Source organism: Oceanobacillus salinisoli (genome assembly GCF_009733865.1).
In the GTDB taxonomy this organism is placed as follows: domain Bacteria; phylum Bacillota; class Bacilli; order Bacillales; family Amphibacillaceae; genus Oceanobacillus; species Oceanobacillus salinisoli.
On sequence record NZ_WOFB01000027.1, the window covers coordinates 42,173 to 53,301 of the forward strand.

The window sequence follows — 11,129 nt, forward strand, 5'->3', positions numbered from 1 at the left end:
AGGGATAGTAATTTTTTCCACAAAAAAAGAATGGATTAGAGGTTAAATGGGCGCTTTAGGTTACTAGGATTTGTTTATTTTCCGAATAACCATCCGAAGAAAGTTTTCTTATCTGTTGTTTCTTCTTCGGCAGTTGCGGCAATTAATTTTTGTGTTTCTAATCTCTCTGTGATGGTTCTCATTAAATCTTTGTCGCGTTCATTTAACCATTCATTAATCCCATCCTGTTGTTGGTCCAGTTTTTCCATTAATTCGTTGATTAGCTCATTCTGATTTTTTAAGAGGTCTTTTAATTCTTCCAATTGTTCGTTTTCTGTGTCATGTTGTCCATCATTCTGGACAACACGTGGCGGGCTGGCTTCCGATATGTCTTCTGTCTCTCGCTTACCAACCTTTTCCATGACAATGTTCGTGGCTTGATCGACGGTAATATTTGTTTTCTCTCTCAATTCTTTTAAGTACCGAATCGACATAATGTCTTTCTCCACAAACAATCTTGCATTATTCTTGTTTTTGAAAAATTCATAGCCCGCCTTCTCTAAATGCTGTGCATATTTGCGGACTGTCGTTACTCCCATATCCAACATAGTAGCAATTTCACTTGTGGAATAAGCTTTCTCGTTTGATTCTATACTGTCTTGCATATCATCACCCCTTACCATTACATTCTACATTCATCTGATTTTTCCTTTTATTACGAAAATTAATCGTAAGACAATTTTCGATTTATATTGCTTGTTTTGCATGAAAGTTAAGATAAAAAGGAGGTATTTGTCGAATAATAATCTATAATTGACAAGTAAATGGTCTCATGTTAAATTAAATTTAATTAAAGATATTTTAATTAAAAATATGTTGGAGTATAGATTCAATAATAGATGGAGGATGTAAAATGAATGGCTTAAAAGGAATGCACCATGTTACTGCGATTACGAGCAGTGCCGAAGAAAATTATCAGTTTTTTACGTATATACTAGGGATGCGTCTAGTTAAGAAAACAGTAAACCAGGATGATATCCAAACTTATCATCTATTTTTTGCGGATGATAAGGGTAGCGCGGGGACAGATATGACATTTTTTGATTTCCCAAATATACCAAAAGGAACACACGGTACAAATGAAATTTATAAAACGTCATTTCGTGTTCCAAGTGATCAAGCATTAGAATACTGGGTAAAACGTTTTGATCGTTTAGAAGTAAAACATGCTGGAATAAAAGAGCAGTTTGGGGTAAAAACGCTTTCCTTTACTGATTTTGACGAGCAGCAATATCAGTTGGTATCTGATGAAGGCTTGGATGGTGTTGCACCTGGCACTCCATGGCAAAAGGGTCCAATTCCATTAGAGTACGCGATTACCGGGTTAGGACCAATCCATGTCCGTATCGCTAATTTTGAATATTTTAAAGAAATGATGGAAAAAGTACTTCAATTTAAAGAAATCAAACAGGATGGTTCTCTTCACTTATTTGAAGTCGGTGAGGGTGGAAATGGGGCAAGAGTAATTGTGGAGGAAAATGTCGTACTTCCACAGGCAAGACAGGGGTTTGGTACAGTCCATCATGCTGCGTTTCGGGTAGAGGACCGTGCTGTGCTGGAGCAGTGGATTGAACGCATGGAACGATTTGGTTTTCAAACATCAGGCTTTGTTGATCGTTTTTACTTTAAGTCCCTGTATGTTCGTGTTGCTCCATATATTTTATTCGAATTTGCAACGGATGGACCTGGCTTTATGGGAGATGAGCCCTATGAAACACTTGGTGAAAAATTAGCTTTGCCTCCATTTTTTGAAGATAAACGGGAGCAAATTGAGAGCTTAGTAAGACCAATCGATACGGTCAGAAGCACTATTGATTTTGAAAAAGAATATGAATAAGATGTCAGCCGTTTCTCTTATTAGAGGAGCGGCTGATATGCTTAAGCATTTCTATGGAATTCCATATGCTGGAGCTCCCGCAAAACTCTGGCAACGGGCAAACCAACTACTGAGAAATAATCCCCGTTAATTTTCCTTACTAAATAAGAGCCGAGTTCCTGAATTCCATAAGCTCCCGCTTTATCCATCGGTTCACCAGATTCGATGTAATTCCAAATTTCCTGATCGGTCAAGGGCCAAAATTCAACAACCGTTTCTTCGTGAAAAGAAAAATGTTGCTTCCCTTTTATGATGGTGACACCTGTTAATACGTTGTGTTGTCGTCCGGATAGGCTCGTAAGCATGTGATGTGCTTCGTCTTTATCAGATGGTTTTCCTAGAATTCGCCGATCTAAAAGTACGATAGTGTCTGCGCCAATTACAAAGGCATTAGGGTTCTTGTCCGCAACTACAGAAGCCTTTTGCTTGGAAAGGGACATGACGATTTCACCCGGTGGCAAGGTGTGATCGACCGTTTCTTCAACATTGCTTACTATAATTTCAAAGGATAGGTTAAACTTTTCAAGCAATTCTTTTCTGCGTGGAGACCCAGAAGCAAGTATGAGTCGTTGTTCCATACATTTCATCCTTTCTAGTGTTTTCAAATGACTGGTTTCTAAAAATTTTGCTTTTGTCAGGAAAGTTTTAATTCGTATTTGATATAAACTCCTGGCTAATGAAAATTCCTATCGTGATACTCTCGCTTGTTCTAATAATGATAGTGTGCATGCAGTCGCTCCGGTAGAATACTACGGTTCGTGGGCACGACTTAAAGCCTCATCAAGGAAAGCTGTAAGTGCGCCTTAGTCTTCTATTAACGCTCCGTAGTAGGCTTCCTCGACGCAAGGGAACAAAGAAGATCACTCAGTAGTGCCTGCACTGCTAAAGTCTAAACACGAGTGATAAATGCCCTCTACTGGTTGATATCCCGATTGCGCTGGTTGAAATGCGCCCCCGTTGTGTTGATATTTTGTACACGGTTGATATCTGCTTCTTTATGGTCACCCGCGGAAGTGGGTAGTGTATTTCCGCAGCGGTAGTATTATCTCAAATTAAACTAATTTACATTTTATATAAATTCAAAACAACAAATTTGCGTAAAGAGCCTTTCGAATTAATCAATATTGACCATATCTTAACAGAGTTGAGAATGGTGCTCAATATTTAACCGTTCGTTTACGATGGACTAAACGGTTGTAATGTTTGCGGAATATTCATACATCGATTACACTAAATTTATAGAAAGGGGATGAATCAATGGAAAAACTGCAAGTAGGAAGAGCTAGGTTAACATGGTTAAATGGCGGTGTGACGTTTTTGGATGGCGGTGCCATGTTTGGTGTGGTCCCAAAGGCTTTATGGAGTAAGTTATACCCACATAACGAGAAAAACCAAATTGAGCTCCGTACTGACCCAATTTTATTACAGATGGACGGAAAAAATTTTCTCATTGAATCTGGGGTTGGGAAGGATAAGTTTACAGACAAGCAGATTCGAAATTTCGGTGTACTTGAACAGTCATCTATTGAAGCGTCTCTCGCCGAAATGGACTTAACAGTAAACGATATAGATGCCGTATTGATGACCCACCTGCATTTTGATCATGCATGTGGATTAACAAAGAAATTAGACGAGGATCAGTATGAATCTGTTTTTACGAACGCGACGATTTTCACCTCGGCTATAGAATGGAATGAAATGCGCAATCCAAATATCCGCTCGATAAATACATATTGGGAAAGGAACTGGCAGCCGATTGAGGAGCAAGTAGAAACATTCGCTGACGAGGTAGAGATTACCAAGGGACTTCGTATGATATATACAGGAGGGCATAGTGATGGCCATGCCATTGTTGTTTTTGAAGATGGCGATGAGTCCTTTGTCCATATGGGTGATTTAATGGCGACCCATGCCCATCAAAATAAATTATGGGCGATGGCTTATGATGATTATCCAGTAACCTCTGTTCATGAAAAGGAAAACTGGATGGATTTTGGCTATAGCAAGGAAGCATGGTATACGTTTTACCATGATGCTTATTGCCGGGCGATTAAATTTGATCAAACCGGAAAGAAAATAGATGAAGTAAAACGGGAAAGGTATGAATATAAATAACCAATCGGTTGCCCTTTGGAGCGGAGGGCAGTCGAATACTGAGGGCAGCTTGAAGACTTTGCAGGATAAGGGAGGCTTCGACAGGGGTTACATCGCAAGCACGTAGAAAAAGTGCTTTTCTTTTTCACGTTAGGAAAGTATAAAATTTTAGCACGAAGAGGATTCGACGTAGTTAAAATTTTAAATGTACCAAGTATAAGAAAAACTAACGCATTCGCTAAAGGACGAGCGAATGCGAGTTTTTCTAACAAGGAAGTGATTTTCTTCCGGGGAGGCTAAACCGTTGCCCTAAGGTACTCGACTGCTCGCAGTGGAATCGGGCAGTGCACTTACACTTACGTCGCATTTTATATCAAATGCGAGATAGTACTTTCCTCCATAGGCAACTATCTTTTTAGAAATCAGCCTAAACAAAAAATCGGCATAGGCCGATTTTTATTCTGTCTCCGTTGCTGAAATGACTCCTCCAGTTTCCACGTCGACGTAAAATTCATATTGTTTATTTTCACCGTCAATATTTCTGGTAATACCTCCACGATAGGCTGTGTAACGGAGACCATTTTTTTCAATCTCTTCTGGTTTCATATAGATCCAGGATCCACTTATCGGACTGGATTTTTTAAATGTTTCCTTTGCATTTTTTAATGCATTTTCAGGACTGATTTTTTGATGGGTTTGTACTTGCTGGTTCAAAACATATCCCACAGCAAAACCGATTCCAGCTGCAAGAAGAATGTTGCGTTTTTTCATTTTATACCTCCTGGAAATTTTCCTTTTAAAGTATGTTTACGTACATTTCTTTGTCATTATTGTATATAAGTCAGTATAACCTATTCATGAATAAATTGAAATTAGGATATCATTAGTGGAAAAGGAAGAATCATTTCCGTTATACTTGGTATGTACATAGAAAAGTGGAGGTATTTTAATGAACCAAGATACACTTGATCTTTTTAAAAATTTAACTGAATTGCAAGGGGCACCGGGAAATGAACAACCTGTACGTGCTTTAATGAAAAAAGAATTAGAAAAGTACTCCGATGAATTAATCCAGGACAATCTTGGTGGTGTATTTGGAGTAAAACACGGGAAAGGGCCAAAAGTAATGGTTGCTGGTCATATGGATGAAGTCGGCTTTATGGTCACACAAATTACAGACAATGGTATGATTCGTTTTCAACCACTCGGAGGCTGGTGGAATCAGGTTATGCTTGCGCAACGCATGCAAGTGATGACAAAGAATGGTCCTGTCATTGGTGTAATTGGATCCATTCCGCCACATTTATTAACGGATGCACAGCGTAAGAAACCGATGGAAATAAAAAATATGCTTCTTGATATCGGTGCGGATGATAAAGAAGACGTGAAAAGGATTGGGGTAAGGCCAGGAGATTCTATTGTACCAGTTACACCATTCCAGCCAATGGCCAACAAAAAGAAGATTATGGCTAAAGCATGGGATAATCGTTATGGTTGCGGACTATCGATTGAATTGTTAAAAGAAGTCCAAAACGAGACACTTCCAAATGAACTATATTCTGGTGCCACTGTACAAGAAGAAGTGGGATTAAGAGGTGCAAAAGTTGCTTCAAATATGATCAAGCCAGATATAGCCTATGTTCTCGATGCGTCACCGGCAAACGATGCTTCAGGTGACAAGTCAGCATTTGGTCAGTTAGGAAAAGGTGCACTGGTAAGAATCTTTGACCGCTCCATGATTACTCATCGCGGAATACGTGAATTCGTTCTGGATACAGCAGAATCCAATGAAATTCCTTATCAGTATTTCATTTCTCAAGGTGGAACGGATGCAGGAAGTATCCATCTATCCAATGATGGAGTGCCCAGTACAGTAATTGGCATTTGCTCCCGCTATATTCATACATCTGCATCAATTATTCATGTGGATGACTATGCTGCTGCAAAAGAGCTTCTTGTCAAGTTAGTGAAAGCAACGGATCAAAATACAGTAGATCAAATACGTTCTAAGTAATTGATAACTGCTGTCTGTCTCAACCGGCAGCAGTTATTTGCGTCAAAGGAGTTTTCAATATGAAGATCGTTATAGGGTCAAAAAATCCTACAAAAATAAATGCAGTGAAAGAAATTTTTGCAGAAGCAGATGTTTCCGAAATGGATGTTCCTTCCAAGGTATCTGCACAGCCTTTTTCTGATGAAGAAACAAGAATCGGAGCAATTAATCGGGCGAAGCAGTGCAAAGATTCAGCCTCTCAAACGATTGGAATTGGGCTTGAGGGCGGAGTCATGTATGTGGAGGATGAACTTTATCTCTGTAATTGGGGAGCACTCGTTACAGAAGATGAGCGAGTATTTACTGCAAGTGGTGCTCGAATCACATTGCCAAAAGAAATTGATGAACAGCTGAGGCGGGGCTTGGAACTTGGGGAAATCATGGATGAATATGCAAAACGGGAGGAAGTTCGTAAAAAAGAAGGCACAATCGGCATCTTTACAAATGATCTCATCTCAAGGCAGGAAATGTTTTGTCATGTCGTGCAGTTGTTGCGCGGCCAGTGGGAATACTGGAGTAAACAGTAATAAAGGGAAAGCAAGGATGCTTATAATAAAGCATTCTTGCTTTTTCATTATATAAGAAAGTATAAATTTGCGCTTTGATTGTCTAGCTCCATCGCCCAGCGACTAGCGGACTTCCCTCACCTCCGTACATAAAGAAGACTTGCCGATTGGTGAAACCAGAGGCTTAGTCGCACTTATACCCTTGCGGTGAAAGTCAACATCGACTCAGGTTTTTAGGAAGGCCGACTAAAAGCGGGCTAGCGCTCAGGCGTCGGCATACCCCTATGAAGGGGCATGTTTCCTTTTCGCTCTTCAAGCATAAGATTCACTAAGATTTTTACATTCGTAAAAATCAAGATCATCTAATCTCCTACGGGGACTGTTCGGTTAAAACCGCCGCTTTGCGCGACAACACCGAACCACCTGGCATGGCCAGGCGCAAAAGGTTTTCGGTGGGACGAGTAATCGCAGTCCCAGTCCGTACGTTGCTAAACGGGCGCTCGCGCTTTTCTTATTATTCATAAATGTAGGCCAGAACGTCCAGTGCTTGTTCAACTGTTTCAACGGTGACATTAGCCTTATTTGATAGTTCTTTTAATGGATGAATTAAGGAAGATGGACGCACAATAATAGTAGGTTTATTCATGGTAATTGCTGCGCTTGCATCCATTGCTGTATTCCATTGCTTGTATTTTTCACCAAACAAAGCGATCACAATATCTGCTTTTTGCATCAAGACTTGCGTTCTAAAATTATTGATCTCGGAAGCTGCATCATCTTTATAAAGGGCACTGGGCTGTTCCCCTAGAATAGCTTCACCAATATTGTCCGAACGCTCATGATTGGTTTGCGGTGCAACAAAGGTAAGTGGAAGTTTCTTTTCCTTCGCTATTTGTTCTACTTGTTCACGCCAATTGTCATGGATCTGGCCAGCTAAATAAACGGTTAATTCCATTTTGATCTCCTCCTTGGGTAATCTTTCCTTTTTATAGTAAATGAATTTTTTAAAGATTGCCAAGAAATCGCATACAAGTCATATGATTTTTATATTCATGCATTTTTTAGTAAGATAATGATTGGTATAAAAGGACTATTAATGGAGGACAAACAAGTGAAAATGACATTAAAAACATGGTTCATTTTTTTCATTGCAACAATAGCCCTTGGAGGCTGTAACACACCAACGGAAGAAGAGGCAGTAATGCAGGCAAGAGAAGAAGCCATAATGGTTTTTGAAGAGGATACTCCAATAGAGTCGAATACCGAATTGGATGATACGGCTTTGTACATTTCTAATAAAATGGAAGTCCAAAATGCGGATAAAAATAATTTAATTCTTGAGGATGGAAATCAGACATACATTTTATTCAACAATCCGATTGAAGATCAATTTAGTGAGTTAAATTATCACGCTGCAGAAACTAACCAGGCATTGATTCTTGAATCATTCCAGGACAATGAGAAGTTTGGCTATATACGTGTTCTTCCAGATGAAGAAGAAGGGTACGAACTTCAGGTAGGTGTTGGCGGTGTGAAAATCACTACCTATACTTCAAAAGAGAATCTATCCGATGATGCAGAGGAAATGATGAAAATGGCTAAATACTATGCTTTAAATCAGTCATAGTGTCTGTTATTTGAAAGATAGATAAATCAGCGCTATGATTGTCAAAAAGGGAGATGGATGATAGTGAAACAGTTGGACTCTGTAGCTGAATATAATGAGTTAACCGAAAATAAAGACGTTATTATGGTGTTTTCAGCTAATTGGTGCATAGACTGCCGAGTAATAGAACCGGAATTACCGGAGATAGAGAACGCTTTTCCAGAATATACTTTTGTTAAGGTTGACCGGGATCAATTTATTGACATTTGCCAAGAAAATGATATTTTAGGCATTCCCAGTTTTCTTGCTTATAAAAATGGAAAAGAAGTAGGGCGATTTGTGAGTAAAGATCGCAAAACAAAAGAAGAAATAACGTATTTTATAAGCGGTCTGTCAGTATAAATTAATGGATATGACAATCGGCTCTCTTCTGCCGGTTGTCTTTCGTTTCACCATAGGAAAGTATGAAATTTTAGTTGACGTAACCAATTTTTTAACGTTAGAAGTATAAGAAAGGAGGGTGTTTCTGGTGAAAATGACTAACTTACAGATGAAGAAAAAGCTTGAAGAACGCTTAGCTAACAATCAATGGCGTACTTCCTTTAATCGTGATAAAGATACATTTCGGGTTGAATGGAAAGATTCGAAGCAGGGGATTACCATTTCATTGCCTAGTGTTATTGGAAAGTATAATGAACGAGGAGAAGATGCGGTTGATGAGTTAGAGGAACATGTAACGGAAGCACTTCGTATTATGAACGAAACACATCAATTAACAGGGATGGAAAAACAGATCTATCCTGTTATTCGATCCACATCTTTTCCAACCGAAACGAAAAAAGGTGTAAAATTAGTTACAAAGAATCATACTGCAGAGACTAGAATTTTTTATGCGCTGGATTTGGGGAAATCCTATCAATTAATCGATGAAGGGCTATTGGAAAAAGAGGGTTGGGACAAAGAAAGAGTGGATGAAATTGCAAGCTTTAATGTTCGCTCTCTATCTACTGAACCGAAAAAAGATACGGTAGCAGGAAATGATTTTTACTTTATAGCCACTCAGGATGGATATGATGCAAGCCGTATCTTAAATGAAGCTTTCCTCGAAGAAATGAAAGCAAACGCAAAAGGTGAAGTAGCAATTGCTGTACCACATCAGGATGTTCTCATTGTTGCGGATGTTCAAAATAGTACTGGCTATGATATATTAGCGCAAATGACCATGAATTTTTTTGCTGAAGGACGGATTCCAATTACGTCACTTCCACTTATTTATGAGGACAGGAAATTGGAACCCATCTTTATTCTTGCAAAAAATCGACCAGAGAAACGGTAAGAAAGGATGAACGAAATGGACATATTTTATAATCCAAATGGTGTTGGTGATGTATTGATTATTCCGATTGAAGATGGAAACCGATATGAGATGAAGTATGAAAAAATGGGTGACATTATTCGGATTGTTTCCAATGATGGAAAAGTTTTGGGATATAATATTTTCAATGCAGCAACTCATTTCCAATTAAATGAAATTGGAACGATTAAATTAACGGAGGAACTGCTGGGGCAAATGAAGCATCTTTTTACGGAAAATGGTATAGGGGATTCGTTGGATTTTGATTTAAGTCCTAAATTTGTTGTTGGTTATGTAGTAAATAAAGAACCCCATGAAAATGCAGACAAGCTAAGTGTTTGCACGGTTGATGTTGGGGAGGAAACTCCACTGCAAATTGTATGTGGTGCCCCTAATGTGGATAAAAATCAAAAAGTAGTGGTAGCAAAAGTTGGTGCAACCATGCCGAGCGGTTTGAAAATTAAGCCAACAGAATTACGAGGGGTCCCTTCTAATGGCATGATTTGCTCACAAAAAGAGTTAGGTTTGCCAAACGCACCAAAAGAAAAAGGAATTTACGTATTGGATGATTCTTATCATGTTGGAGAAGAATTTGCGTTTTAATAAGACTCTTCTCGCATAAGTTTTGGTGATATATCTTAAAAAGGTGTTTACAAAAAAACAACCCTTGCTAATGAGTGAGGGTTGTTTTTTTACACGTTAGGAAAGTATAAAATTTTAGCAAAGAAGTAGTATCGGCGTAGCTAAAATTTTAAGGTGCTAAGTATAAGAAAAACTGGCCCATTCGCTAAAAGACGAGCGAATGCGAGTTTATCTAATAAGATAATAAAGTATAAATTTGCGCTTTGATGTCAAGCTCCATCGCCCAGCGACTAGCAGACTTCCCTCACTTCCATACGATAAAGAAGACTTGCCGATTGGTGAAACCAGAGGCTTAGTCGCACTTATACCCTTGCGGTAAAAGTTAACATCGACTCAGGTTTTTAGGAAGGCTCACTAAAAGCGGGCTCTAGCGCTCAGGCGTCGGCATACCCCTACGAAGGGGCATGTTTCCTTTTCGCTCTTCAAGCATAAGATTCACTAAGATTTTTACATTCGTAAAAATCAAGATCATCTAATCTCCTACGGGGACTGTTCGGTTAAAACCGCCGCTTTGCGCGGCAACACCGAACCACCTGGAATGGCCAGGCGCAAAAGGTTTTCGGTGGGACGAGTAATCGCAGTCCCAGTCCGTACGTCGCTAAACGGGCGCTTAGCGCTTTTCTAAGGTTCTCTTATTAAATATTGTTACTTTTTAATGGTGGTGGTTGATATAAAGGTGCGATGGAATGAAAAAATCCTATCCTAATGCTATCGCTTGTTCTAATGTTGATAGCATGTTTGCATACGCTTCGGCAGAATACTTCGCTCTTTGGACTATAGAGAAATAAACTGCTCTCTAATCCCAATAAACACCGATTAGCAGCACTTATAGAAAGTTTAATAGCACAAATCAACGGAGTGTATTTCCGTACCGACATAGCACACTCACTTACTCACTAACACTGTACTATAGAGATTTTGCGTTAACAACAACATCTTAGAAAATAGTCCTTTTATAG

Annotated in this window: 12 protein-coding genes; 8 read left to right on the forward strand and 4 right to left on the reverse strand. The window is 39.1% G+C overall.

Annotated elements, in window-relative coordinates:
- Nucleotides 1–74: 74 nt before the first annotated feature.
- On the reverse strand, nucleotides 75–644 hold the full coding sequence (locus tag GMJ66_RS17045; RefSeq protein WP_156291522.1) for a hypothetical protein: 570 nt from the start codon (nucleotides 642–644) through the stop codon (nucleotides 75–77).
- A gap of 248 nt (nucleotides 645–892) precedes the next feature.
- Between GMJ66_RS17045 and GMJ66_RS17050 the strand changes: the two genes are divergently transcribed.
- Nucleotides 893–1,876 carry a ring-cleaving dioxygenase gene (locus GMJ66_RS17050; protein WP_156291523.1) on the forward strand — a complete coding sequence of 328 codons (984 nt, stop codon included), beginning with the start codon at nucleotides 893–895 and terminating at the stop codon, nucleotides 1,874–1,876.
- Nucleotides 1,877–1,917: 41 nt separating this feature from the next.
- Here the strand turns inward: GMJ66_RS17050 and GMJ66_RS17055 are convergent, their stop codons facing one another.
- A complete protein-coding gene (locus GMJ66_RS17055; RefSeq protein ID WP_156291524.1) occupies nucleotides 1,918–2,493 on the reverse strand; it encodes a Maf family protein in 576 nt (191 codons plus the stop codon).
- Between the two features lie 679 nt (nucleotides 2,494–3,172).
- Here GMJ66_RS17055 and GMJ66_RS17060 point away from each other — a divergent pair.
- The gene (locus GMJ66_RS17060; RefSeq protein ID WP_156291525.1) at nucleotides 3,173–4,030 is read left to right on the forward strand and encodes a YtnP family quorum-quenching lactonase; all 858 of its coding nucleotides are present in this window, start codon (nucleotides 3,173–3,175) and stop codon (nucleotides 4,028–4,030) included.
- A 435-nt stretch (nucleotides 4,031–4,465) separates the two neighbouring features.
- Here the strand turns inward: GMJ66_RS17060 and GMJ66_RS17065 are convergent, their stop codons facing one another.
- The gene (locus GMJ66_RS17065; RefSeq protein WP_156291526.1) at nucleotides 4,466–4,780 is read right to left on the reverse strand and encodes a PepSY domain-containing protein; all 315 of its coding nucleotides are present in this window, start codon (nucleotides 4,778–4,780) and stop codon (nucleotides 4,466–4,468) included.
- Nucleotides 4,781–4,958: 178 nt separating this feature from the next.
- Here GMJ66_RS17065 and GMJ66_RS17070 point away from each other — a divergent pair, with 178 nt between their 5' ends.
- A complete protein-coding gene (locus tag GMJ66_RS17070; protein ID WP_156291527.1) occupies nucleotides 4,959–6,023 on the forward strand; it encodes a M42 family metallopeptidase in 1,065 nt (354 codons plus the stop codon).
- Between the two features lie 59 nt (nucleotides 6,024–6,082).
- Complete coding sequence (locus GMJ66_RS17075) at nucleotides 6,083–6,589, forward strand: DUF84 family protein (protein WP_156291528.1); 507 nt, start codon at nucleotides 6,083–6,085, stop codon at nucleotides 6,587–6,589.
- Between the two features lie 493 nt (nucleotides 6,590–7,082).
- Here GMJ66_RS17075 and GMJ66_RS17080 read toward each other — a convergent pair whose 3' ends face one another.
- Nucleotides 7,083–7,523, reverse strand: a complete 441-nt coding sequence (locus GMJ66_RS17080; RefSeq protein ID WP_156291529.1) for a YtoQ family protein — start codon at nucleotides 7,521–7,523, stop codon at nucleotides 7,083–7,085.
- 156 nt (nucleotides 7,524–7,679) lie between these two features.
- Here GMJ66_RS17080 and GMJ66_RS17085 point away from each other — a divergent pair, with 156 nt between their 5' ends.
- The 4 genes from GMJ66_RS17085 to ytpR all read left to right on the forward strand — a co-directional run bounded on the left by GMJ66_RS17085 (nucleotide 7,680) and on the right by ytpR (nucleotide 10,131).
- A complete protein-coding gene (locus GMJ66_RS17085; RefSeq protein WP_156291530.1) occupies nucleotides 7,680–8,195 on the forward strand; it encodes a hypothetical protein in 516 nt (171 codons plus the stop codon).
- Between the two features lie 63 nt (nucleotides 8,196–8,258).
- Nucleotides 8,259–8,576 (forward strand): thioredoxin family protein, encoded by a 318-nt coding sequence (locus GMJ66_RS17090; RefSeq protein ID WP_156291531.1) that lies wholly within the window; start codon nucleotides 8,259–8,261, stop codon nucleotides 8,574–8,576.
- A gap of 127 nt (nucleotides 8,577–8,703) precedes the next feature.
- Nucleotides 8,704–9,510, forward strand: coding sequence for a DUF1444 domain-containing protein (locus GMJ66_RS17095; protein ID WP_407939245.1), 807 nt, complete (start codon nucleotides 8,704–8,706; stop codon nucleotides 9,508–9,510).
- A 15-nt stretch (nucleotides 9,511–9,525) separates the two neighbouring features.
- Nucleotides 9,526–10,131 carry a YtpR family tRNA-binding protein gene (ytpR, locus tag GMJ66_RS17100; protein WP_156291532.1) on the forward strand — a complete coding sequence of 202 codons (606 nt, stop codon included), beginning with the start codon at nucleotides 9,526–9,528 and terminating at the stop codon, nucleotides 10,129–10,131.
- Nucleotides 10,132–11,129: the final 998 nt, after the last annotated feature.

Bases quoted from the DNA above. Each gene is read 5' to 3' on its own strand.
- GMJ66_RS17045 (WP_156291522.1), bottom strand. From the start codon at position 644: ATGCAAGACAGTATAGAATCAAACGAGAAAGCTTATTCCACAAGTGAA.
- GMJ66_RS17050 (WP_156291523.1), top strand. From the start codon at position 893: ATGAATGGCTTAAAAGGAATGCACCATGTTACTGCGATTACGAGCAGT.
- GMJ66_RS17055 (WP_156291524.1), bottom strand. From the start codon at position 2,493: ATGGAACAACGACTCATACTTGCTTCTGGGTCTCCACGCAGAAAAGAA.
- GMJ66_RS17060 (WP_156291525.1), top strand. From the start codon at position 3,173: ATGGAAAAACTGCAAGTAGGAAGAGCTAGGTTAACATGGTTAAATGGC.
- GMJ66_RS17065 (WP_156291526.1), bottom strand. From the start codon at position 4,780: ATGAAAAAACGCAACATTCTTCTTGCAGCTGGAATCGGTTTTGCTGTG.
- GMJ66_RS17070 (WP_156291527.1), top strand. From the start codon at position 4,959: ATGAACCAAGATACACTTGATCTTTTTAAAAATTTAACTGAATTGCAA.
- GMJ66_RS17075 (WP_156291528.1), top strand. From the start codon at position 6,083: ATGAAGATCGTTATAGGGTCAAAAAATCCTACAAAAATAAATGCAGTG.
- GMJ66_RS17080 (WP_156291529.1), bottom strand. From the start codon at position 7,523: ATGGAATTAACCGTTTATTTAGCTGGCCAGATCCATGACAATTGGCGT.
- ytpR (WP_156291532.1), top strand. From the start codon at position 9,526: ATGGACATATTTTATAATCCAAATGGTGTTGGTGATGTATTGATTATT.